The sequence below is a fragment of the Rhizobacter sp. P5_A1 genome (assembly GCF_056400745.1).
Map to the genome: position 1 here is coordinate 1 of NZ_JBFUKR010000033.1, position 22982 is coordinate 22982.

Here is a 22982-nt window from a genome sequence, read left to right on the forward strand (position 1 = left end):
CAACAGGCTCGACCGGGTGATCCTCTTCGGCCACAACCCCGAGTTCACCGAGCTGGCTCACCGGCTGTCGAGCGAGATCGTCGACATGCCCACGTGCGCGGTGGCTGAGTTTCGCTACGACACGAGGAACTGGTCTGACATCGGTTCGGCGGAGCCGGCCGAGTCGACGCTCGATCATCCGGGGAAATAGCGACCCGCGCGTTCGCGTCGTTGGTCGTCGAACGCTCATGCGCTTTGGGTCTTCCGAGCCGGCGCTGCGAAGCGGCAACGGGAACGTCCTGCGACGAGCTGAAAGACCTGGGCGGCTGGAAGTCGCGGCAGATGGTTGACCGCTATGCCAAGTTCGCTACGGAAAATCTGTTGGTTGCGGCGCCTCGGATCGAATCAGGACTCGGCAAACGTGATCCAGCGGTCACGTTTTTGTCACGCCCGGAAAGACAAACGGCCTAGGCGATTCGCCTAAGCCGTTGTCTTTATTGGTGGGCCCTGAGTGACTCGAACACTCGACCTACGGATTAAGAGTCCGCTGCTCTACCAACTGAGCTAAGAGCCCCACATTCTTCAAATTCGGTACCGCCGGCGCAGTGCGACCGTGTTGTTCGCCTGGTGGGTTGTGCGGGGCTCGAACCCACGACCAATAGATTAAAAGTCTACTGCTCTACCAACTGAGCTAACAACCCGGCAAGCCTTCGATTATAGCCGGCTTGGCGGCGGATCATTTCTGCGCTGCGGCAGATTCTAGCGCAAGACTCGCGGCGACCATGCCGAACGTGGCGGTCACGCCGACGCTGGAGCCGTAACCGTGGCAGTTCAGCGTGCCGTCGGCGATCGCGCCGTCGACGCTGCACAAGGCATCGACATCGGGCGCCACGACGGCCTCGCGCGAGAACACGCAGCGCAGGCCGATCCTGCCGTTGCGCGACGCACCGTGGTGCTTGCGCAGGCGCTGGCGCAGCGAAGCGAGCAGCGGGTCGTGCGTGACGAGGCCGAGATCATCGACCGCCACCTCGTGCGGGCGGCGCTTGCCACCGGCCGCGCCCGCGATCACCAGCGTGCTGCGCGTGGCGAGCGCCCACGCGGCGATCGCCGCCTTGGCGCGCACCTGGTCGCAGGCATCGATCACCGCGTCGACCGGCGCGGGCAGCAGCGCGGGCCAGTTGTCGGCGTCGACGAAATCCTCGACGCCGATCACGTCGCAGCCCGGGTGGATGTCGGCGATGCGCTCGCGCAGCGCGTGCACCTTGGCCTGGCCGAGCGTCGCACCGATGGCCTGCACCTGACGGTTGATGTTCGACTCGGCGATGTGATCGAGATCGATCAGCGTCAGTGCCGCAACACCGCTGCGCGCGAGCGCCTCGGCGCACCAGGAGCCGACGCCGCCGAGCCCGACGATCGCGATCCGCGTGGCGCGGATGCGCGCGTAGGCGGCATCGCCGTACAGGCGGCGCAGGCCGCCGAAGCGGCGTTCGAGATCCGCTTCGAGCGGTGCGAGCGGGAGACGGTCGGCAATCGTATTCATCGCGGCACCGGCGAACGCAGGGGGCTCAGCGCCGGTCGCGCGTTGTGGTCGGCCCGCTCGATGCGCCAGGCCTGGAAGCGCAGCGCCGCGACCGCGCCCGCGATGATCGCCGCGAGCGCGACGAAGCTCGCCAGGCTCAAGGTCGAGAGGCCCGAGAGCCCCTCGCCGATCGTGCAGCCCAGCGCGGTCACGCCGCCGATGCCCATCAGCAGCGCGCCGACGAGGTGGTTCGCGGTGTCGCCGGCATCGCGAAAGCCCTCCCAGCGAAAACTCTTCATCGCCAGCGCCTGCGCGGCCGAGCCGACGACGACGCCGACGACGCTGACGATGCCGACTGTCAGCAGCTTCGACTTGTCGCTGAAGAACATCAGCCAGTCCAGCGTGTACGCGACCGGCGCGACGAAACTGAGCGACTCCATGCGCCCGGAGTTGGTCGCGACGAAGGCCTCCTGCAAGGTGTTCGGGTCCTCGGCGACGTGACCCAGGCGGCCCGTGACCCACCAGACGCCGGCGACGATCGCGCCGACGCCGAGACCGCCGAGGAGGCTCTCGCGCGAGCGCCCTTCGGCCCTCGCGAGCGACCAGCCGATCAGCGCGCCGCCGATCGCGAGGCCGAGCACCGCCGCGAGCGTGCCCTTCGCGATGCCGCTCGCCGCGGCCAGCAGCGACGGCAGGTCCTGCCCGCTCGCGAACGTGGGCCCGACCGCATCGACCGTCGCGACACGCGCGACCGCGGTGATGCCCTTCAGCGTCGCGAACGCGGCGACGCCGAGCACGACGAACACGACCAGCGACTTCAGGTTGCCGCCGCCGATGCGCACCAGCGTCTTGCTGCCGCAGCCCGAGGCCAGCACCATGCCGAAGCCGAACAGCACGCCGCCGACGAGCGCCGAGAGCCAGAGAAACCTCGGCCCGGCGTAGATGCTCTTGCCGGCATCGAGCCAGCCCAGCGCGACCATCAGGTTGAAGCCGATCATCGCGACACCCATCGCCATCACCCACATGCGCATGCGGGTCCAGTCGCCGATGTTGACGATGTCGGCGACCGCGCCCATCGTGCAGAAGTGGGTGCGCTGCGCGATCGCGCCGAACGCGACGGACAGGCCGAACGCGGCCCACAGCACGAGCGTGGCCAGCGCTTTCAGATCGGTATCGAACATCCCGGCATTTTAGGTGCCGGGTGCCGCCGATCCGCCCGGTGCACTACCTCAGCGACGCGAGGCGGTCGCGTCCGGCCTGCGCGGCCTCGGACTTCGGATAGGTCTTCAGCAGCTCGTCGATGGTCTTGCGCGCGCCTTTGATGTCCTTGAGCTCGGCCTGGCAGTTCGCGATCGCGAGCAGTGCTTCGGGCGCCTTCGCGTGCTCGGGCGCGGCGCCGACGAGCGTGCGGAACGAGGTGATCGCGTCCTTGTACTGGCGCGTGCCGTACTGCGCATTGCCGAGCCAGAACAGCGCCGACTCGTTGTAGCCGCTGGCCGGGTAGCGCTTGCGGAACGCCGTCAGCGCGTTCGCGGTGCCGGCGAAATCGCTCTTGCGCAGCAGCTCCATCGCCTCGTCGTACTGGCGCTTCTCTTCGGGATCGACGCTGACCTCCTTGCCGTCGACGACCACCTTCTGCGGCTCGAACTTGCGCATCCGGTCGTCGACGCCCGACTGCAGGTCCTTCTGCTTGCGCTGCACCTCGGAGACGATGCGTGTCAGCTCCTCGTTCTGGCCGCGCAGCCGCGCGTTGTCGGCGCGCACCTGTTCGAGCTGGTTGTTCAGGTCGAGCAGGCTGCGCCGCAGCTGATCGATCTGCTCGGTCAGCTGCTGCTGGCCGGTGCGCTGGCGCTCGGCGTTCTGGTCGATCCGCGTGCGGATGTCGAGGATCGCGCGGCGCGCTTCGTCGTCGTCGAACAAGCCGGCCTGCGCGGCCGGCACGAACAGCGCGGCAGCGCACAGGCACAGACCGGCGACCGCGGTCCGCGACATCCCTTGCATGGCGTTCATCGGCTTCATCGGTAGTTCAGCTCGGCGCGGCGGTTCTTCGCCCAGGCGGCCTCGTCGCTGCCCTGCACCGCCGGCCGCTCCTTGCCGAAGCTGACGGCCTCGACCTGCGATTCGGTCGCGCCGAGCAGCGCGAGCGACTTCGCGACCGCCTCGGCGCGCTTCTGGCCGAGCGCGAGGTTGTATTCGCGGCCGCCGCGCTCGTCGGTGTGGCCCTCGACCTGCAGGTGCTTCTTGCGGTCGGCGACGAGCGATTTCGCGAAGCGGTCGATGATCGGGCGGTACTCGTCCTTGACGACGAAGCTGTCGAAGTCGAAATAGACGGTGCGCTGCGCGCCGCCGTTCGCATCGTTGGCGTCCTTCGCCAGGTCGACCGGCGTCACGCGGCTCTGGCCGGCACCGGCACCGGTGCTGCCGGCGCCGGGCGTGCCGGCCGTCGGGTTGCGGCTCTCGACCGGCGCGCCGCCGCTCTCGCCGAGCGGCACGCTCGAGCAGCCGGCGACGAGCCACGCGGCCGCGACGCAGGCGCTCAGCGATGCGATGCGCGCGCCAGGCAACGAACGGATCGGGTTCAGGTTCATGGTGGTTTTCATCCTCATCGAAAAGAAAGACTGCGCGGCGCTCAACGGCCGAACGGGCCCCAGACCGGCTCGCGCACGTCGGCGGTGGTGGACACCAGGCGCGCCTTGATCTTGCCATCCAGCGTGGTCGTCATCAACACGTCGCGGCCCTGGGCGCGCGAGGCGTAGATGATGAGCCGGCCGTTCGGCGCGAAGCTCGGGCTCTCGTCGTCACTGGTGTCGGTCAGCGCGACCGGCTGCGCGCCGTTGCCGGCGAGGTCGAGCGTGTAGAGCCGGAACGCGTTGCCCTGGCGCGAGATGTAGGCGAGCGTGCGGCCGTCGGGGCTGATCGCCGGGCTGATGTTGTAGTTGCCGCCGAAGGTCACGCGTTCGACGTTGCCGCCGCTGACGCTGGTGCGGTAGATCTGCGGGCCGCCGCCGCGGTCGCTGACGAAGTAGATGCCGCGGCCATCGGGCGCGAACGCCGGCTCGGTGTCGATCGCGTTGCTCGTCGTCAGGCGCCGCACGTTGCCGCCGTTGCGGTCGATCAGGTAGAGCTGCGAGCCGTTCTCGCGCGAGAGCGTGACGGCCAGCGTCTGCCCGTCCGGCGACCAGGCCGGCGCGCTGTTCGAGCCGCGGAAGTTCGCGAGCTCGCGGCGTGCGCCGGTCGAGGTGTCCTGCATGTAGACGACCGCCTTCTGCTTCTCGAACGAGACGTAGGCGAGCTGCTTGCCGTCCGGCGACCAGGCCGGCGAGATGATCGGCTCGGGGCTGTTCAGCGCGACCTGCCCGCCCTCGCCGTCGGCATCGGCGACACGCAGGGTGTAGCGCCCGCCGCCCTTCGTCACGTACGCAATGCGGGTCGAGAACACGCCCTTGTCGCCGGTCAGCTTTTCGTAGATCGCGTCGGCGATGCGGTGCGCGGCCAGGCGCAGGTCGCCGGCCTCGACGGCCGTGCTCTGCCCGGCGATCACGTTGCCCTTGACGACGTCCCAGAGCTTGAAGCGGATGTCGAAGCGGCCGTCGGCCAGCCGCGTGACCGAGCCGGCGGCGAGTGCGTCGGCGGCGCGGCCGCGCCATTCGGCCATCACCGGCTGGCTGTTCTCGTCGAGCGCGCCGGGCGCGTCGACGCTGCGGAACACGCCGCTGCGCTCCAGGTCGGCACGCACGATCCCCGAGATCGACAACGACGGCGCCGCGCGCTCCTCGTCGCGGAACTTGGTGATCGCGATCGGCAGCTGGGTCGCGCCGACGCCGGAGATCTCGACGCGGAACTGCGCGTGCGCCGGCGTGCCGACGCTCAGCGCGGCCACCAGCAACAGGCCGAATGCCGCACGCAGCGCGGCCAGGGATCGAAGGCAAGGATGGAACATCGTGTGGGCGATCGGCCTCAGAGGCCGCAAGTGAATCTGGGACAATGCCCGGCATCATAGAGGAGCACTTGCAGACCCACCCCGTGCCAACCACGCCCGACCCGACGACGCCGCCCGCCGCCACATTGACCGTCGTGATCGTCGCGAAGAACGAGGCGCGCAACATCGCCGAGTGCATCGCGAGCGCATCGTTCGCCGACGAGGTCGTGGTGCTCGACTCGGGCAGCAGCGACCGCACCGCCGCGCTCGCGGCCGCAGCCGGCGCGCGCGTCGTGCAGACCGACTGGCCGGGCTACGGACCGCAGGTGGCGCGCGGCTTCCAGCTCGCGACGAGCACGTGGGTGCTGTCGCTCGACGCCGACGAGCGCATCACCGACGCGCTGCGCGCCGAGGTCCTCGCGGCGATCCGCTCGAATGCGTTCGACGGCTACCGCATCCCGCGCCTGTCGGAGTTCTGCGGCCGGTTCATCCACCACGCCGGCTGGCGACCCGACCACACGCTGCGCCTCGGCCGGCGCGCGGTCTCGGACTTCACCGAGCACTTTCTGCACGCGCACATGACGGTCGACGGGCGCATCGGCGAACTGACGAACGACCTGATCCACTTCAGCTACCCCGACATCCACGACGTGCTCGAGAAGCTCGATCGCTACTCGACCGGCAACGCGCGCGACATGCTCGCGGCGGGCCAGTCGGCGGGCGTGGGCAAGGCGGTGATGCATGGCTTGTTCGCGTTCGTGCGCACCTATTTCCTGCGGCTGGGCTTTCTCGACGGGCAGCATGGGCTGATGCTGGCGGTCTACAACGCCGAATACACTTATTACAAATACATCAAGCTGATGTTCCTGAAGAGTCCGCCACGGCGGCCCGAGTTCCCCCAATGAGCGCCGCGCCGGGCCTGCTGAGCAGGCTGCGCGTGCTCGTGCCCTATTTCGGCGGCACACGACTCGCGTTCTCGCTCGCCGCGCTCGGCTCGGCGCTCTCGGCCATCTGCGAGACCGGCGTCGCCTGGATGATGGTGCCGCTGGTCGACGGCGGGCTGAAGAAGATGCCGTTCAAGTGGATGGCCGAACTGCCGCATCCGCCGCTGTGGGCGATTCCGGTGGCTCTCGTCGTGCTGTTCGCGATCCGCGGCCTGGCCGGCTTCGTCGTCGACTACACGATGGCCTGGTCCGCGAACCAGGCGACGCTGCGGCTGCGTTCGCAGCTCTTCGCACGGCTGCTCGACGCGCAGCCCAAGCTCTTCGTCGAGCGCTCCGCGAGCAGCCTGATGAACACCGTCGTCTACGAGATCCTGGGCGGGGTGAACCAGCTCATCGGCGCCGCGCAGACGGTGCTGAAAGACAGCTTCACGGTGATCGCGCTGCTCGGCACCTTGCTGCTGCTGAACTGGAAGCTGACGCTGTTCATCGCGGCGCTCGGGCCGGTCGTCGGCTACGCGATGCGTGTGTTCGGCCGGCGCATGCACCGCATCACGAAGGAATCGCAGATCGCGATCGATCGCCTCGGCTACGTCGTCGAGGAGAACGTGCTGGCCTGGCGCATGGTGCGGCTGCACGGCGTGCAGACGGTGCAGCGCGAGCGCTTCGAGGATGCGAGCGCTTCGCTGCGGCGGCTGCAGATGAAGTCGACCGTCGCCGGTGCGACCGTCACGCCGGTGACGCAGATGCTCACCGCGGTCGCGCTCGCTGCGGTGATCGCGGTCGCGCTGTGGCAGAGCAGCACCGGCAGCACGACGACCGGTGCGTTCATCGCCTTCATCACCGCGGCGATCGGGGTCGCGACACCGATCCGGCGTCTGACCGACGTCTCGGCGCCGATCGCACGCGGCGCCGCGTCGGTCGAACGCGGTCTCGACCTGATCGAGCACGCGCCGCGTGAGAGCGGCGGCACGTACGCCCCGGCGCGCGCGCGTGGCGATCTCGCGCTGCGCCATGTCACGCTGCGCTTCGGCGAGGCGGCGAACGTTCCGGCGCTGAACGACGTGACGCTCTCGATCAGCGCTGGCGAGACCGTTGCGCTGGTCGGCCCTTCGGGCGCCGGCAAGAGCACGCTGGCGAACCTGCTGCCGCGGTTTCTCGACCCGGGCGGCGGCAGCGTCTCGCTCGACGGCGTCGAGCTGAAGGACTGGGACCTGCACGCGCTGCGCGCGCAGTTCGCGCTCGTCGGCCAGGAGGTCGTGCTGTTCAACGACAGCGTCGAAGCCAACGTCTGCTTCGGCGCGCCGGTCGACCCGGCGCGCGCGCGCGCTGCGCTGGTCGCGGCGAACCTGGCCGACTTCGCCGACAGCCTGCCGCAAGGCAGCGCCACCCTGATCGGCCACAACGGGGCGCAGCTCTCCGGCGGCCAGCGCCAGCGCCTGGCGATCGCACGGGCGATCTACAAGGATGCGCCGATCCTGATCCTCGACGAGGCGACGTCGGCGCTCGATTCCGAATCCGAGCGCCTCGTGCAGCAGGCGCTGCAGACGCTGATGCAGGGCCGCACCAGCCTCGTGATCGCGCACCGCCTCTCGACGATCGAGCGCGCCGATCGCATCATTGCGCTCGAGGCCGGCAGCGTCGTCGAGCAGGGCAGCCACCGGGAGCTGCTCGCGCACGGCGGCCTGTACGCCCGCCTGCATGCCTTGCAATTCAGGAGCTGAACCATGACGACGCCGCTGCCGATCAGCCGCTACCCCGTTCCGGCGCTCGACCAGATGCCCGAAGACATCCGCGCGAAGATCCTCGAGGTCCAGGAGAAGGCCGGCTTCGTGCCGAACGTGTTCCTGACCTTCGCGCACCGGCCCGACGAGTTCCGCGCGTTCTTCGCGTACCACGACGCATTGCTGCTGCGCGACTCGGGCCTCAACGGGCTCACAAAAGGCGAGAAGGAGATGATCATCGTCGCGACCAGCGCGGCGAACGGCTGCCTGTACTGCGTCGTCGCGCATGGCGCGATCCTGCGCATCTACGAGAAGGCACCGATGATCGCCGACCAGCTCGCGACCAACTACCTCAAGGCCGACATCACGCCGCGCCAGAAGGCGATGCTCGGGTTCGCGATGAAGGTCTGCAACGCATCCGACACGGTCGGCGAGCCCGATTTCGCCGCGCTGCGCGAACACGGCTGGAGCGATGAAGACGCCTGGGACATCGCCGGCATCACCGCACTGTTCGGCCTGTCGAACCGGATGGCGAACCTGACCTCGATGCGGCCGAACGACGAGTTCTACCTGATGGGGCGCGTGCCGCGCGCGCCCAAAGCTTCAAGCGCGGCCTGATGTTCTCGATCATCATCCCAACCTGGAACAACCTGCCGTTCCTGCAGCTCGCGGTCGAGACGATCCGGCGCCATTCGGCGCATGCCCACGAGATCCTCGTGCACGTCAACGACGGCTCCGACGGCACGCTCGCGTGGGTGCGCGAACAAGGGCTGAAGCACACCGCGAGCCCCGCCAACATCGGCATCTGCTTCGCGGTGAACCGGGTCGCGGCGCTCGCGACCCGGCCCTGCCTGCTGTACCTGAACGACGACATGGCGGTGCTGCCGGGCTGGGACACGCGCCTGCTCGAGGTCGCGCAGCGCCTCGAAGGCCAGCGCTTCATGCTGTCGGCGACGATGATCGAGCCGGGCGGCGCGAACAACCGCTGCACCGTCGCGGCCGATTTCGGGCGCGATGTCGCAGGCTTTCGCGAGGCCGAACTGATTGCCGCGCTGCCGGCGCTGCGCCGCACCCACTGGCTCGGTTCGACCTGGCCGCCGACCCTGCTGCCGACCTGGATGTGGACCGAAGTCGGCGGCTACAGCACCGAGTTCTCGCCCGGCATGAGCAGCGACAACGACCTGTCGATGAAGCTCTGGCACGCCGGCTGCCGCACCTTCGTCGGCCTCGGCGACAGCTTCGTCTACCACTTCGCCTGCGTCTCGACGCAGCGCATCGTGAAGAACGACGGGCGCCTGCAGTTCCTTCACAAGTGGGGCATCAGCCAGCGCGACTTCGACCGCATCTGCCTGCATCGCGGCGAGCCGGTCGAGCTCGAGGTCGCGATGGCCGGCCGCACGCTGGACGACGCGGACCGCGCGCTGCTCGCGAAGGCACGCTGGCGCGCGCGCCTCGCGCTGAGCTTCAAGCCGGCGGTGCCGTTCAACGCCGACGACCGGGCCTGAGCCGGTGCGTGCGAACGAGCCCTTCGAGCAGCTCGCGATCAGCAACCACGGGCTGCGCAACAGCGGCGGCATCGAGCGCTATGCGATGACGCTGGTGCGCGGCCTCCACGAGCGCGGCATCAAGCCGACGCTGATCGCGAAGGCCTTCGACGAGACCCTGCCCGAGTACCAGTGGGTCACGCCGGTGCACACGAGCGTGAAGGTGGCGCCCGGCAAGTGGCGCGACCTGTTCTTCGATTGGCGCATCGGCCGCGCGAAGCGCCGGCTCGGCCTGTTCCCGTTGATCGGGTGCAACCAGACGCGCTGGTCCGACATCGGCATCTGCGGCGGCACGCACCCCGGCTTTCTCGAAGCGATGGGCCAGCGCGCGGGCCTGAACGACCGCTGGAAGATCGGCCTGGAGCGCGCCCACCTCGAAGCCTCGCAGACCATCGTCGCGCATTCGGCGCGGATGCGCGACGAGTGTGTTCGCCACTACGGCATCGATCCGCGCAAGATCGCGCTGCTGTATCCGCCGGTCGACGGCGAGCGCTTCTCGGCCGTCGACACCGCGGCGCGCGACGCACTGCGCGCGCAGCTCGATCTGCCGAACGACCGCGCGGTGTTCCTGCTCGCCTCGACCGGCCACAAGCGCAAGGGCCTCGATCTGCTGGTCGATTTCTTCGCGCGCACCGAGCTGCCGGCGACGCTCGTGATCGCCGGCCGCGCGATGCAGGGCAGCGCGCGCAACGTGCGCCACCTCGGCTACCGCAGCGACATCGAGAACGTCTACCGCGCCGTCGATTTCACCGTGATGGCCTCGCTGTACGAACCCTTCGGGCTGGTCGGTGTCGAGTCGGTGCTGTGCGGCACGCCGGTGCTGCTGGCCCAGGGTGCGGGGTGCGCGGAGGTGATCCGTGCGCCGGCGCAGCTGCCCTTCGCGCTCGGGCCGCCCGCGTCGCTCGACGCAGCCGTCGCACAAGCGGTCGGGCGCTGGCGCGCGGGCACGCACCGGCTGGCGACGCCGCGGCAGAACCTGGGCTACGACCCGCGCGTCTCGGTGCATGTGGATGCGCTGCTGGCGATCGCCGAGTCGCTGCGGCGCGCACCCGGCCGAGGCGCCAAGACGTGATCGCCACCCCATGACCGAGCGCGTTCTGATTTCCGGCGCCTTCGACGATCAACGCTACCGCTTCGGATTCTTCGAACACGTCGCGGCAACGCTGGAGCGCGATGGCCTGCAGGTCGAGCGCTTCAATTCGTTCGGCTTCGAACCGGCGAGCCACCCGGCAGCGAAGCTGCTCGAGCGCGTGTTCACGCTGCCCGGACGCTTGCTGGGCATCGACAAACAGCGCATCCGGGCCGCCTTGCCGTGGACACCCGAGGGGCGACGCGAACGCGCGTTGCTGAAGGCGGTGCGCGACTTTCGGCCCGACACGCTGATCGTGATCCGCGGCTTTGCGCACCGCGCGGGCACGCTGCAGGCTTGTCGGCGCCTGGGCGTGAAGAGCCTCGTCGGCTGGTATGTGGAGGGTCCGCTCGAGCCGGGGCTGGCCGAGGCCGAGTCGCGGCTCTATGACCGCTACTACTGCATCCACACCGACATCGAAGCGTCGTTTCGGCAACGCATCGGCTGGCTGCCTTCGCATGGCCTGGACACCCAGACCTTCCGGCGCATCCGTTGGCCGCGGGTCACGCAGCGTCGCATCGTCTTCGTCGGCACGCCGACGCCACGGCGCCTGCGCTTTCTCGAGCCCTTGCGCGCCCTGCCGCTCGAGCTGTGGGGCCCGAAGTGGGACAAGGTCGATGCATTCGCGGCCTTCCATCGCGGCGATTTCATCTGGGGAGCACAGCTCAATGCGCTCTACAACGACAGCGCGATCGTGCTGAACATTTCGAGCTGGGACGCGCATCTGTCGGGCACGACCCAGCGCGTCGTCGAGATTCCGGCCAGCGGGGCCTTCATGTTGACCGACGATGCCGCCGAAGTCAGGGCGCTCTTCGAGCCGGGGCGCGAGATGGACGTGTTCACGGCGCCCGAAGAACTCCGCAAGCAATGCGAGCGCTATCTCGATGACGCGCCGTTGCGCGAGCACATCGCCGACCAGGGGCATCGGCGCGCGCTGCAGCAGGCTGATTTCAGCGTTGCAGCCCGAGTGCTGATCGGGCGTCTTCCAGCCCCCTCCGCCCCGCCGCCTCCCGACCCACGCCCGGCCTCACCGTGACGCACTCTCCCCTGCCCGGCACGGAGCCCGAAGCACGGCCGCTGGCCACGATGCTGCTGCTCGCCTACCAGCAGCAAACGACGATCGAAGCCGCGATTCGCGGCGCGCTGGCGCAGACCCATTCGCCGCTCGAGATCGTGATTTCCGACGACGCCTCGAGCGACTCGACCTGGGCCGCGATCGAACGCGCGGTGGCCGGCTACGTTGGCCCGCACCGCCTGATCCTGAACCGCAATCCGGTGAACCTCGGCATCGGTGCGCACCTGAACCGGATGGTCGGCCTGTCGCACGGCGAGCTGCTGTTCGTCGCGGCCGCGGACGATGTCTCGCTGCCGCAGCGCTGCGAGCGCGTCGTCGATGCCTGGCTCGCCGCGCAGCGTCGTCCGGACCTGGTCTCGAGCCCGGTGCTCGATCTCGACGACGCCGGCCAGACGCACGGCACGATCGTGCCGACCGATCTCTCGACCTACCGCGACGCCGCCGACTGGATCGCGCGACCGCCGCACGTGATCGGCGCGGCGCAGGCCTGGACGCGCCGCGTCTTCGACCGCTTCGGCCCGTTCCCGACGGGTACTGTCGCCGAAGACTGGCTGATGGTGTTCCGCGCAATCGTCAGCGGCGGCGCGATCACGCTCGACGAGCCGCTGGTGCAATACCGCCGCGGCGGCATCTCGCGCAAGCGTCGCAACCTGCATGCGCGCGACGTGATCGAGCGCCTGCTGAAGAACAACCGCCACGCGCTCGTCGAGCTGCCGCAGCTGCTCGCCGACGCGAAGCGCGCCGGGCAGCTCGAGTTGGTGGAGGACGCACTCTCGCGCCAGTTCGAGCGCGAGGCCTTCGTGCGCGACGTGTTCGCGGCGCGTCGCCTTGCCGCGCGCTGGCGTGCCGTTGTCGCCGCGCGGCGCGTGCCGATGAAATTGCGCCTGCGGCTGTTCGTCTACGCCGAGTGCCCGGCGCTGCTCGCGCCGTGGTTCGCGCTGAAGCGCCGGTTCGCCGCGCGGCGCTGAATCAAAGCAGCACGATGTCGTACCGCTCCGGCGACCCGAGCGGTTCGGCGCGCAGCGAGATCGGCTTGCCGATGAAGTCGGACAGCCCCGCGAGGTGCTGGCTCTCCTCGTCGAGCAGCATCTCGACGACCGCGGCCGACGCGATGATGCGGAACTCCTTCGGGTTGAACTGGCGCGCCTCGCGCAGGATCTCGCGCAGGATGTCGTAGCAGACGCTGCGCGGCGTCTTGACCTGGCCGCGCCCCTCGCAGACCGGGCAGACCTCGCACAGCATGTGCGCGAGCGATTCGCGCGTGCGCTTGCGCGTCATCTCGACCAGGCCGAGCTGCGTGAAGCCGCTGACGGTGATCTTGGTGCGGTCGCGGGCGAGCTGCTTGCGCAACTCGGCGAGCACTGCGTTCTGGTGCTCCTCGCGCGTCATGTCGATGAAGTCGATGATGATGATGCCGCCGAGGTTGCGCAGCCGCAGCTGGCGCGCGATCGCCTGGCTCGCCTCGAGATTCGTCTTGAAGATCGTGTCGTCGAAGTTGCGCGCGCCGACGAAGCCGCCGGTGTTGACGTCGACCGTCGTCAGCGCCTCGGTCTGGTCGATGATCAGGTAGCCGCCCGATTTCAGTTCGACGCGGCGCATCAGCGCGCGCGCAATCTCTTCGTCGATGTTGAACAGGTCGAAGATCGGCCGCTCGCCGGCATAGTGTTCGAGCTTCGCGACCGATGTCGGCGTGAACTCGAGGCCGAACGTCTGCAGCGCCTCGAACTGAATGCGCGAGTCGATGCGCACCGCCTGCGTCGCGTCGTGCGCCAGGTCGCGCAGCACGCGTTCGACCAGGCTCAGGTCCTGGTGCAGCAAGGTGCCGGGCGGCGACTTGAAGCTCCTGTCGCGCACCGCGGCCCAGGTCTTGCGCAGGTAGCGGATGTCGTCCGAGAGTTCTTCGTCGCTCGCCTCCTCGGCGTTCGTGCGCAGGATGAAGCCGCCCGGCGGCCCCGCGCCCTCGGGCACCTGCGCGAGCAGGTTCATGCGCGCGCGCAACTGCTCGCGCAGCTCGTGCGAGCCGATCTTCTGCGAGATGCCGATGTGGTCGTCCTGCGGCAGGAACACGAGCAGGCGCCCGGCGATGCTGATCTGGGTCGACAGCCGCGCGCCCTTCGTGCCGATCGGGTCCTTGATGACCTGCACGGTCAAGGTCTGGCCCTCGAACACCAGGCGCTCGATCGGCGTCTGCGGCGCATTGCTCGGCTCGCCGCGCGCGGCCGCGAACGCGCCGCGCGGGGTCACGCCGTTGACCTGCACGTCGGCCACATGCAGGAACGCGGCGCGCTCGAGGCCGATGTCGATGAAGGCCGACTGCATGCCCGGCAGCACGCGCACGACCTTGCCCGCGTAGATGTTGCCGACCAGGCCGCGCTCGAGCGCGCGCTCGATGTGCAGTTCCTGCACGGCACCGTTCTCGACGATGGCGACGCGTGTTTCCTGCGGCGTCCAGTTGATCAGGATGTCCTGCATCGCGCGCTCAGGGCGCGACGCGCAGGGCCGGTGCGCCGGCTTCGATGCGGCCGATCACCGCCGCCTGATCGAAGCCGCCCGCTTTGAAGATGCTCAGCACTTCGGCCGCGGCCTCGGGCGCGCAGCTGACGAGCAGGCCGCCCGAGGTCTGCGGGTCGGCGAGCAGGTCGCGCGCGGTCGGCGGCAGCGCGTCGGCCAGCAGGACCTGCGTGCCATAGCCGTCCCAGTTGCGGCCCGAGGCGCCGGTGACGAAGCCATCCGCGGCCATCGCCGCGACGCCCGGCAGCAAGGGCACCTTCGACCACTCGATCACCGCGCCGACGCCGGCGCCGCGCGCCAGTTCGAGCGTGTGGCCGGCGAGGCCGAAGCCGGTGATGTCGGTCAGCGCATGCACGCCGTCCATCGCGGCGAACGCGATGCCCGGCTTGTTCAGCATCGTCGTGGTCTTGACGAGCTGCGCGTAGCCGGCGTCGTCGAGCTTGCCCTTCTTCAGCGCCGCCGACAGCACGCCGACGCCGATCGGCTTGCCCAGGATCAGCACGTCGCCCGGCTTCGCGTCGGCGTTGCGGCGCACGCGGTCGGGGTGCACCAGGCCCATCACGACCAGGCCGTAGATCGGCTCGACCGAATCGATCGTGTGGCCGCCGGCGATCGGGATGCCGGCCTCGCGGCAAATCGCCTCGCCGCCCTTGACGATCTGGCCGATGGCCTCGAGCGGCAGCTGGTTCACCGGCATCGCGACCAGCGCCAGCGCCATGATCGGCGTGCCGCCCATCGCGTAGACATCGCTGATCGCGTTGGTCGCGGCGATGCGGCCGAAGTCGAACGGGTCGTCGACGATCGGCATGAAGAAGTCGGTTGTCGCGATCAGCGCCTGCGCGTCGTTGAGCCGGTAGACGGCCGCGTCGTCGGCGGTCTCGATGCCGACCATCAGCTCTTTCGGGATCAGGCCGCCGCCGCTGCTCTTCAGGATCTCGGCGAGCACGCCGGGTGCGATCTTGCAGCCGCAGCCGCCGCCGTGCGAGAAGCTGGTCAGGCGCAGCGGCGCAAGCGCGGCCATGTCGGCGATCTTCGATGAACTCATGTTGCGTTGCTCCGGCGAGGCGTCGAAGCGCTCATTGTGTCAGCCGGCGGCGACGTTTGCCCGGCGAGCATGTCGGCCAGCAGCGCATGCACGCCGCGCGCCTCTTCGGCCGGCGTGAAGCGCGGCTCGCGCGCGCGGCATTGCGCGGCGAGGTGGCGCGCGAACGGCGCATCGCCGGCGAAGCGCAGCATCAGCGCCGCGAGTGCGTCGGCGTCGCCGACCGGAAAGTAGCCGTCGTAGTCGGCGCCGAGCAGCCCGACATTGCCGTCGATCCGACTCGCCAGCACCGGTACCTGCGAACGCACGGCCTCGATCACGACGTTCGCGCCGCCTTCCATCCGGCTCATGTGGACGAGCGCCCGCGAGCGCGCGATCCAGCGCCGCGTCGCGCGCACGTCGAGGCCGCCGAGCCAGCGGTAATGCGCGCACGCACGCATCGTGCGCTGCGCCGCCGCGCCGAGCGCGGCATCGAGCGGCCGGCCGATGTGGTGGATGCGGATCGGCCCATCCGGCGGCAGCCGGCACGCCGCGGCCATCAAGGTCAGCGGATCTTTCTCGTCGCGCAGGTGGCCGACCGCGACGAGGCCGACGTGCCCGACCGCGGCGTCGTCGCGCAGCACGCGCGACGCCGATTGCACGATGCAGCGCGCCTTCGCGCGCGCCTCGACGGGCAGCGCCTTCAGCGCCTCGTCCTGCAACACGACGACGTGGCTGGCACACTCCACGGAATGCTGAGCGTTCGTGTCGATTCGCAGGTCGCGGTACAGGTCGGTGCCGGTCATCACCAGGGTGATCGGCGCGTGCGGGTGCGCGTCGCGAAAGCGCGCGATCGAATCGGCCGAGCGGCGTGCGTGCAGCGCGATCAGCGCGTCGACCGGCGCCCCGTCCCAGGCCTGCACGATCTGCACCTGCGCGGCGTCCGCGAGAAAGCGGCTCCAGCGCAGCGCGGTGTGCCAGTTGCCGTTGTTGGCGTCCGCCAGGGCCGGCGAGACGAGGCAGACGCAGGGCTTGCGGGTCATGCCCGGATGTTGCCATGCGCGGGACGAGCGGCATGACCGGAGCCGCACGCCACCTGGCCGGCGCGGAGCTTGTCGCGGCGCTGCGCGAGAGCCGCGCACGCACCTGGGCAGGGGTCGGCGACCTGAGCCCGGCACAGTGGCGGCCGCCGCAGCAGGCCGGCGTCAACCCGGTCGCGTGGGAGCTCGCGCACCTGGCCTGGTTCGCCGAGTTCTGGATCCTGCGCGGCCCGCATCAGCGCGATGCGCACGGTCACGCGGCGGCGCGCCATGCGCCGCGCTTCGTCGGCCCCGACGCGCATTTCGACTCCGCGCGCCTCGCCCACGCCGCGCGCTGGTCCACACCGATGCCGGAGCGCGCCGCGCTCGAAACGATGCTCGCCGGGCAACTCGGCGCCTGCATCGAGTCCCTGCCGCGTGATCGCGACGGCGACGACGCGGCGCTCTACTTCGCGCGCCTCGCGCTGTTCCATGAAGACATGCATGGCGAGGCGTTCTGCTGGCTGCGTGCCGCGCTCGGCTATCCGGCGCCGGTGGGCATCTCGATGCCGGTGCTGCCGACAAGCGCGCCGCTCGTCGTGCGCGGCGGCGCGGTCCGGGTCGGCATCGACGCGGACGCCGCCGGCTTCGCGTTCGACAACGAACGCCCCGGTCGCACGGTCCAGCTGCAGGACTTCGAGATCGACAGCGCGCCGGTCAGCGCCGGCGCCTTCGCACGCTTCGTCGAGGCCGGCGGCTACGACGAGCCCGCGCACTGGCCCGGCGCGGCCGGCGCGTGGCGCGCGCAATCCGGGCTCGCGCACCCGCAGCGCTGGCGCCGCGACGCGCGCAGCGGCGGCTGGCAGCAGCGCTGGTTCGACCGCTGGTTGCCGCTGGACCCGACCGCGCCGGCGCTGCACGTCAACGCCTTCGAGGCCGAGGCCTACTGCCGCTGGGCCGGCCGGCGCTTGGCCGACGCGGCCGAATGGGAGCATGCCGCGGCCAGCGTGCCGTCGTTCACGTGGGGCGGCAGCGTCTGGGAGTGGACCGCCGACGCCTTCGCGCCCTACCCCGGCTTCGCGCCGGGCCCTTACGCCGAGTACTCCGCGCCGTGGTTTGGCGACCATCGCGAACTGCGCGGCGCTGCATTCGCGACACACCCGCGGCTGCGCGACCCACGCTACCGAAACTTCTTCCAGCCGCAGCGCACCGATATATTCGCGGGCTTCCGCACCGCGGCGCCGTGACGCCGCATCCACCCTCGTCCACCCCAGGCTGCCCCATGAAAAAACTCGTCTCCCGCGCGCTCGTCGCGATCCTGATCGCGCTCGGTGCCGGCGCCGCATTCGCGCAAGCCACCACCGTGCTGCGCGTCTCGGCGATCCCCGACGAGGCGCCGACCGAGCTGCAGCGCAAGTTCAAGCCGCTCGGCGACTACCTGCAGCGCGAGACCGGGCTGGAGGTGCAGTTCACGCCGGTGACCGACTACGCCGCGGTCGTCGAAGGCCTGGCGAACCAGAAGATCGACCTGGCCTGGCTCGGCGGCTTCACGTTCGTGCAGGCGAAGATCCGGACCAACGGCGGCGCGACGCCGATCGTCCAGCGGGCCGAGGACGAGAAGTTCACCAGCAAGTTCATCGTGCCGATCGACAGCCCGGCGAAGACGCTGGCCGATCTGAAGGGCAAGACCTTCGCGTTCGGTTCGCCCTCGTCGACCTCCGGTCACCTGATGCCGCGCTTCTACCTCGGCAAGGCCGGCATCCAGCCCGACACCGACTTCAAGGCCGTGGCGTTCTCGGGCGCGCACGATGCGACGGTCGCGTTCGTCGCGTCGGGCCGCGCCGAAGGCGGCGTGCTGAACGCCTCGGTGTGGGACAAGCTGGTCGAAGCGAAGAACCCGAACGCCGCGAAGGTGCGCGTGCTCGCGACGACGCCGCCGTACTACGACTACAACTGGACCGTGCGGCCCGGGCTGGACGCCACGCTGACGAAGAAGCTGACCGACGCGTTCCTGAAACTCGACCCGGGGCAGCCCGCGATGAAGGAGATCATGGACCTGCAACGCGCAAGCCGCTTCATCGCGACGACGAGCTCGAACTACGACGGCATCGAGGCTGCGGCCAAGTCGGCTGGCCTGATCAAGTGATGCGCGAGGGGCCGGCAGCGTGAGCCTTGCGTTCGATCGCCTCGGGCTCGTCCACGCGAATGGCCACCGCGCGCTGCGCGACCTGAGCCTCGCGGTCGGCGCGGGCGAGCGGGTCGCGATCATCGGCCCGTCGGGCGCCGGCAAGACCAGCCTGCTGCGCATCGCCGCGACCGCGCTGCGGCCGACCGAGGGCCGTGTCGACGTGCTCGCGAGCAACCCGTGGCGGCTCGGCGCCGGTGCGCTGCAGCGGCTGCGCGCGCGCGTCGGCGTGATCCACCAGGCGCCGCCGATCCCGCCGCGGTTGCGTGTCGTCACCGCGGTGCTCGCCGGGCGCCTCGGCATGTGGTCGACGCGGCGCGCGCTGCTCTCGCTCGCCTACCCGTCGGACATCGCCGGCGCGCGCGCCGCGCTGGCGCGGCTCGACCTGGCCGATCGGCTGTTCGATCGCTGCGATCGCCTCTCCGGCGGCGAGCTGCAGCGCGTCGGCATCGCGCGCGTGCTGTACCAGGCGCCGCCGCTGCTGATCGCCGACGAGCCGGTCTCGGCGCTCGACCCGTCGCTGTCGGAGATCGCGGTCGGCCAGCTCGTCGCGCAGGCCGATCAGACCGGCGCGACCTTGCTCGCTTCGCTGCACGCGGTCGACCTCGCGCTGAAATGGTTTCCGCGCGTCATCGGCCTGCGTGCCGGCGAGCTGGTGTTCGATCGGCCGGCCGCGCAGGTCAGCGCGGCGATGCTGCATGCGCTGTACGCGACCGAAGGCACTGCGCTGCCGATGCAGGGCGGCGGTCTCGCGCCGAGCGCGGTCGGCAAGGTGCTGCCGCTGGTCAGGCCAGGCTGCCGATGACCGCGTTGCGGCCCGGTGTCGATGCGCCCCGCGACCCGCTCGCGCGGCGCCGTGCCGGCGCGCTGCTGATCGCCGTCGTGCTGTTGTGGCCGATGCTGCAACTCGCCGAATTCAGACCCTGGGCCTTGTTCGACGCGAACAACCTGAAGGTGATGGGAGGGTTTCTGGCGGGCTTCCTGCCGCCGGCGCTGTCGGGCGAGTTCCTCGGGCTGCTGCCGCGCGCGACGCTCGAGACGCTGGCGATGGCCACCGCCGGCGTCGCCCTGGCCGCGCTGCTCGCGGTGCCGCTCGGGTTCACGGTGACGCGATCGCTGTCGATCTCGCGCATCGGCCCCGGCAACGCGCGCTGGCGCGGCCACGCCATGCGCGGCATCGCGCGCGCGGCGCTGACGGGGCTGCGCGCGATTCCCGAGGTCGTCTGGGCGCTGCTGCTGGTGCGTGCGCTCGGCCTCGGCCCGACGGCCGGCGTGCTGGCGATCGCGATCACCTACGGCGGCATGCTCGGCAAGGTCTACGCCGAGATCCTCGAGTCGAGCGACACGCGGCCGGCGCGCGCGCTGCTCGAGGCCGGCAGCGGCCGCATCGCGGCGCTGTTCTACGGGCTGATCCCGCAGGCGTCGCAGGAGCTGGCGTCGTACACCGTGTACCGCTGGGAGTGCGCGGTGCGCGCGTCGGTCGTGATGGGCTTCGTCGGCGCCGGCGGCCTGGGCCAGCTGATGGACCAGTCGATGAAGATGCTCAACGGCGGCGAGGCCAGCACGATCCTGCTGGTGTTCCTGCTGCTGGTGCTCGCGGCCGACGCGCTGAGCGCGGCGCTGCGCAGGTTGCTCGCATGAGCGGTGCGCGCGACGACACGCTGTCGACCGCCGAGCGCGCGCACGCGGCCGGGCCGTGCCTGACCTGCGTGCTCGTCAGCGCGGCGCTGCTCGCGGCGGTGATCGGCAGCTTCGTCTACCTGAAGCTCGATCTCTCGGGGCTTTTCTCGGCCGCGTCGGCGCGGGCGATGGCCAAGTTCATCGGCGAGTTCTTCCCGCCCGACGTGTCGGCGCCGTTTCTCGCGAAGACCGGATGGGCCGCGCTGCAGACCCTCGCGGTCTCGGCCCTCGGCACGCTGCTCGCCGGCCTCGCCGGCGCGGCGCTGGCGTTGCCGGCGGCAGGCCGCTTCGGCGCCGCGGCGCAGCAAGTCGCGCGGCTGCTGCTCAACGTGCTGCGCAGCGTGCCCGAGCTGGTCTGGGCCGCGTTGATGGTGCTGGCTGCCGGCCTCGGCCCGTTCGCCGGCGCGCTGGCGCTGGCGCTGCATACGAGCGGCGTGTTCGGCCGCCTGTTCGGCGAGACGCTCGAGAACGCGCCGCGCGGCCCCGAGCGTGCGCTGCGCGACGCGGGCAGCGGCGCCATCGCGGCGTTCGGCTACGGCATGCTGCCGCTGGCGCTGCCGCAGTGGGTGGCCTACGGCCTGTACCGCTGGGAGATGAACATCCGCATGGCCGCGGTGCTCGGCTTCGTCGGCGCCGGCGGGCTCGGGCAGATGCTGTACTTCCACCTCGCGCTGTTCCAGCAAGCGCAGTCGGCCACGGTGCTGATCGCGATGTTCGCGCTGGTGTTGATCGTCGACGCCGTCAGCGCGCGGGTGCGGCGCGGCCTCGCGCCGGTGTGGGCCTGATCCGCGATCCTAGGAGCCTGGCCGACGCGCCAACAGCACGGGCTGGAACAGCACGTCGTCGCGACGCTGCGCGTCGACGAAGCCAGCCTCTTCGAGCAGCGTGAGCAATCGATCGATCGTCACCGCGTAGTAGCGGCTGCGCAGCACCTGCGTTTCACACACGCCCTCGGGCGACTCCGACGTGAGGTAGACGCGCAGGTCGTAGTGATCGCCGTCCCATTCCCAGACCTGCACCGCAAGGAAGCGGTTGCCGCCGTCGCGACGCATGCCGTAGGGCCGCACGTCCGGGTCGATGCGTTCGATCGCGGCGTAGTCCCGCACCGAGAACACCGCGATGCCGCCGGGCCGAAGGCATCGGTAGCAGCTCCGGAAGGCCTCGAGAATCTCCCGATCCGACAGCAGGTGCGGAATGCTGTTGTCGCACGCGATGACGGCGGCCATGGTCTCGGGCGGCGTGTGGCTCAGCGCGCGCAGGTCGTCGACGTACGTGCTTGCCTGAAGCGACCGGCGCGTGAGCTCGGCCCGGAGCCGCTCGACGGCGCCCGGCGATATGTCGGAGGCCGTGACCCGGTAGCCGTGCGCAAGCAAGCCGAGGGTCTGGGTGCCGATGCCGCAGGCCGCGTCGAGCACGGGCTCGCCGGCCGGCACGCCGGCCTCGCGCAGAAGCCCGGCCAGCGCTGCGCCCTGCCTCGCGACCGAGCTCTCCCAATCACCGTAGAGCAGGTGGTAGTGCGGAGCGAGCCGATCGTAGAACGACGCAGTCATCACAGGGTGTCGATCCCGACGCGCCGCAGCAGCTGCGCCGTCTCGAACAGCGGCAGACCCATGATCCCCGAGTAGCTGCCCTCGATGTGCTCGATCCAGGCCGAGACATGGCTCTGGATCGCATACGCACCGGCCTTGCCGAACGGCTCGCCGCTCGCGACATAGGCCTCGATCGTGTGCGCCGGCATCGCCGCGAAACGCACGCGCGAGCTGCTGACGGCGCTGTGGCTGCGGCGGCCCGTGCCGACCACGATCGCGCTGATCACGCGGTGCGTGCGCCCTGACAGCAGGTTCAGCGTCGCGATCGCGTCGGCCGCGTCGCGCGGCTTGCCGAGCACGCGCCGGCCGAGCGCGACGGTGGTGTCGGCGCACAGGATCGGCGCGTCCGGCAGGCCGCCCTGCTTCAGCCGCGCGCGCGCCGCCTGCAGCTTCGCGCGCGTCACGCGCAGCGCATAGTCGGCCGGCAGTTCGCCGGCGCGCTCGGCCTCGAGCGCCTCGGCGTCTTCGTCGTCGCGCGGCAGCAGCAGCTCGTAGCGCACGCCGATCTGGTCGAGCAGCTGGCGACGGCGCGGGCTTTGCGAGGCGAGGTAGACGAACGGAGGTCCGACGCCGGGCCGCCCCAAGGCGGACGCTCCCCCTCGGGGGGGCGACGACGAAGTCGTCTTGGGGGCGGAATCACTCACGGTGATAGGGATGATTGACCGTCACGGTCCATGCGCGGTACAGCGCCTCGGCGAGCAGCACGCGGACGAACGCGTGCGGCAACGTGAGTTCGGACAGCCGCAGCGTCTCGTCCGCGCTCGCCTTCAGCGACGCGTCGAGCCCGTCGGGCCCGCCGATCAGCAGCGCGACATCGCGGCCATCGCGCAACCAGGCCTTCATGCGCTCGGCGAGCTGCAGGGTCGTGACGCGCGTGCCGCGCTCGTCGAGCACGACCCGGCGCACGCCGCGTGGCAGCGCGGCCTGCAAGCGCGCCGCTTCGGCGGCCATCAGCTGTTCGGCGGTCTTCTGCCCGCGCGCCTCGGCCTTCACGGCATGCAGCTCGAGCCGCATCTCGGGCGGAAAGCGCTTCTCGAATTCGGCGTAGGCCGTCTGCGCCCAAGCGGGTTGCCGCTGGCCGACAGCGACGACCAGCAGCTTCAACGGGGCACCCCGGGCGCTGCGCGCCACCCCTCCGCGAGGGGCC

General features: G+C 70.3%; 23 protein-coding genes, 2 tRNA genes and 1 pseudogene. 13 read left to right on the forward strand and 13 right to left on the reverse strand.

All coding sequences use genetic code 11. The features are described from left to right. Positions 1–190 (forward strand): annotated as a pseudogene (locus AC1DTW_RS24425) (SixA phosphatase family protein); the annotation flags it as partial. Between the two features lie 287 nt (positions 191–477). Here the strand turns inward: AC1DTW_RS24425 and AC1DTW_RS24430 are convergent. The 7 genes from AC1DTW_RS24430 to tolB form a co-directional block, all read right to left on the reverse strand. Beyond that, positions 478–553: transfer RNA gene (locus tag AC1DTW_RS24430), tRNA-Lys, on the reverse strand. A gap of 51 nt (positions 554–604) precedes the next feature. Continuing rightward, a tRNA-Lys gene (locus AC1DTW_RS24435) sits at positions 605–680 on the reverse strand. A 35-nt stretch (positions 681–715) separates the two neighbouring features. Further along, positions 716–1519 carry a tRNA threonylcarbamoyladenosine dehydratase gene (locus AC1DTW_RS24440; RefSeq protein WP_477984002.1) on the reverse strand — a complete coding sequence of 268 codons (804 nt, stop codon included), beginning with the start codon at positions 1517–1519 and terminating at the stop codon, positions 716–718. Next, the gene (locus AC1DTW_RS24445; RefSeq protein ID WP_477984003.1) at positions 1516–2679 is read right to left on the reverse strand and encodes a YeeE/YedE family protein; all 1164 of its coding nucleotides are present in this window, start codon (positions 2677–2679) and stop codon (positions 1516–1518) included. The genes AC1DTW_RS24440 and AC1DTW_RS24445 overlap by 4 nt, the downstream gene beginning before the upstream one ends. Positions 2680–2722: 43 nt before the next feature. After that, entirely contained in the window at positions 2723–3508 is a 786-nt protein-coding gene (gene ybgF, locus AC1DTW_RS24450; protein ID WP_477984004.1) for a tol-pal system protein YbgF, read from the reverse strand. A gap of 5 nt (positions 3509–3513) precedes the next feature. Further along, positions 3514–4086 (reverse strand): peptidoglycan-associated lipoprotein Pal, encoded by a 573-nt coding sequence (pal, locus tag AC1DTW_RS24455; RefSeq protein WP_477984005.1) that lies wholly within the window; start codon positions 4084–4086, stop codon positions 3514–3516. A 41-nt stretch (positions 4087–4127) separates the two neighbouring features. Next, positions 4128–5438 carry a Tol-Pal system beta propeller repeat protein TolB gene (tolB, locus tag AC1DTW_RS24460; RefSeq protein ID WP_477984006.1) on the reverse strand — a complete coding sequence of 437 codons (1311 nt, stop codon included), beginning with the start codon at positions 5436–5438 and terminating at the stop codon, positions 4128–4130. 83 nt (positions 5439–5521) lie between these two features. Here tolB and AC1DTW_RS24465 point away from each other — a divergent pair, with 83 nt between their 5' ends. Genes AC1DTW_RS24465 through AC1DTW_RS24495 form a run of 7 tightly spaced genes read left to right on the forward strand, consistent with a single transcriptional unit; the run spans position 5522 to position 12798 of the window. After that, positions 5522–6322: a glycosyltransferase family 2 protein gene (locus AC1DTW_RS24465; protein ID WP_477984007.1), complete on the forward strand. Its 801-nt coding sequence runs from the start codon at positions 5522–5524 to the stop codon at positions 6320–6322. Beyond that, positions 6319–8082, forward strand: coding sequence for a lipid A export permease/ATP-binding protein MsbA (gene msbA / locus AC1DTW_RS24470; protein WP_477984008.1), 1764 nt, complete (start codon positions 6319–6321; stop codon positions 8080–8082). The genes AC1DTW_RS24465 and msbA overlap by 4 nt, the downstream gene beginning before the upstream one ends. 3 nt (positions 8083–8085) lie before the next feature. Beyond that, on the forward strand, positions 8086–8700 hold the full coding sequence (locus AC1DTW_RS24475) for a peroxidase-related enzyme (protein WP_477984009.1): 615 nt from the start codon (positions 8086–8088) through the stop codon (positions 8698–8700). Continuing rightward, entirely contained in the window at positions 8700–9587 is an 888-nt protein-coding gene (locus tag AC1DTW_RS24480; protein WP_477984010.1) for a glycosyltransferase family 2 protein, read from the forward strand. The genes AC1DTW_RS24475 and AC1DTW_RS24480 overlap by 1 nt, the downstream gene beginning before the upstream one ends. A 4-nt stretch (positions 9588–9591) precedes the next feature. Next, the gene (locus AC1DTW_RS24485; RefSeq protein ID WP_477984011.1) at positions 9592–10698 is read left to right on the forward strand and encodes a glycosyltransferase family 4 protein; all 1107 of its coding nucleotides are present in this window, start codon (positions 9592–9594) and stop codon (positions 10696–10698) included. A gap of 10 nt (positions 10699–10708) precedes the next feature. After that, complete coding sequence (locus AC1DTW_RS24490; protein WP_477984012.1) at positions 10709–11791, forward strand: CgeB family protein; 1083 nt, start codon at positions 10709–10711, stop codon at positions 11789–11791. Beyond that, entirely contained in the window at positions 11788–12798 is a 1011-nt protein-coding gene (locus tag AC1DTW_RS24495; protein ID WP_477984013.1) for a glycosyltransferase, read from the forward strand. Before AC1DTW_RS24490 ends, AC1DTW_RS24495 begins: the two co-directional genes overlap by 4 nt. 1 nt (position 12799) lies before the next feature. Here AC1DTW_RS24495 and rng read toward each other — a convergent pair whose 3' ends face one another. Genes rng through senB form a run of 3 tightly spaced genes read right to left on the reverse strand, consistent with a single transcriptional unit; the run spans position 12800 to position 16405 of the window. Continuing rightward, entirely contained in the window at positions 12800–14302 is a 1503-nt protein-coding gene (rng, locus tag AC1DTW_RS24500; RefSeq protein WP_477984014.1) for a ribonuclease G, read from the reverse strand. Positions 14303–14309: 7 nt separating this feature from the next. Further along, positions 14310–15386 carry a selenide, water dikinase SelD gene (selD, locus tag AC1DTW_RS24505; protein WP_477984015.1) on the reverse strand — a complete coding sequence of 359 codons (1077 nt, stop codon included), beginning with the start codon at positions 15384–15386 and terminating at the stop codon, positions 14310–14312. Continuing rightward, complete coding sequence (gene senB, locus AC1DTW_RS24510; protein WP_477984016.1) at positions 15383–16405, reverse strand: selenoneine biosynthesis selenosugar synthase SenB; 1023 nt, start codon at positions 16403–16405, stop codon at positions 15383–15385. The genes selD and senB overlap by 4 nt, the downstream gene beginning before the upstream one ends. A 32-nt stretch (positions 16406–16437) precedes the next feature. Between senB and senA the strand changes: the two genes are divergently transcribed. The 5 genes from senA to phnE are packed head-to-tail and all read left to right on the forward strand — an operon-like array spanning position 16438 to position 21031. Further along, entirely contained in the window at positions 16438–17628 is a 1191-nt protein-coding gene (gene senA / locus AC1DTW_RS24515; protein WP_477984017.1) for a selenoneine synthase SenA, read from the forward strand. Between the two features lie 35 nt (positions 17629–17663). Further along, positions 17664–18527, forward strand: coding sequence for a putative selenate ABC transporter substrate-binding protein (locus AC1DTW_RS24520; RefSeq protein ID WP_477984018.1), 864 nt, complete (start codon positions 17664–17666; stop codon positions 18525–18527). Positions 18528–18546: 19 nt separating this feature from the next. Further along, complete coding sequence (locus AC1DTW_RS24525) at positions 18547–19371, forward strand: phosphonate ABC transporter ATP-binding protein (RefSeq protein ID WP_477984019.1); 825 nt, start codon at positions 18547–18549, stop codon at positions 19369–19371. Beyond that, positions 19368–20207, forward strand: a complete 840-nt coding sequence (locus AC1DTW_RS24530) for a PhnE/PtxC family ABC transporter permease (protein ID WP_477984020.1) — start codon at positions 19368–19370, stop codon at positions 20205–20207. Before AC1DTW_RS24525 ends, AC1DTW_RS24530 begins: the two co-directional genes overlap by 4 nt. Then, the gene (phnE, locus tag AC1DTW_RS24535) at positions 20204–21031 is read left to right on the forward strand and encodes a phosphonate ABC transporter, permease protein PhnE (protein ID WP_477984021.1); all 828 of its coding nucleotides are present in this window, start codon (positions 20204–20206) and stop codon (positions 21029–21031) included. The genes AC1DTW_RS24530 and phnE overlap by 4 nt, the downstream gene beginning before the upstream one ends. A gap of 9 nt (positions 21032–21040) precedes the next feature. Here phnE and AC1DTW_RS24540 read toward each other — a convergent pair whose 3' ends face one another. The 3 genes from AC1DTW_RS24540 to rlmH are packed head-to-tail and all read right to left on the reverse strand — an operon-like array spanning position 21041 to position 22939. Beyond that, entirely contained in the window at positions 21041–21796 is a 756-nt protein-coding gene (locus AC1DTW_RS24540) for a class I SAM-dependent DNA methyltransferase (RefSeq protein WP_477984022.1), read from the reverse strand. Further along, on the reverse strand, positions 21796–22419 hold the full coding sequence (locus AC1DTW_RS24545) for a Maf family protein (RefSeq protein ID WP_477984023.1): 624 nt from the start codon (positions 22417–22419) through the stop codon (positions 21796–21798). The genes AC1DTW_RS24540 and AC1DTW_RS24545 overlap by 1 nt, the downstream gene beginning before the upstream one ends. Before the next feature lie 52 nt (positions 22420–22471). Next, positions 22472–22939 carry a 23S rRNA (pseudouridine(1915)-N(3))-methyltransferase RlmH gene (rlmH, locus tag AC1DTW_RS24550; RefSeq protein ID WP_477984024.1) on the reverse strand — a complete coding sequence of 156 codons (468 nt, stop codon included), beginning with the start codon at positions 22937–22939 and terminating at the stop codon, positions 22472–22474. Positions 22940–22982: the final 43 nt, after the last annotated feature.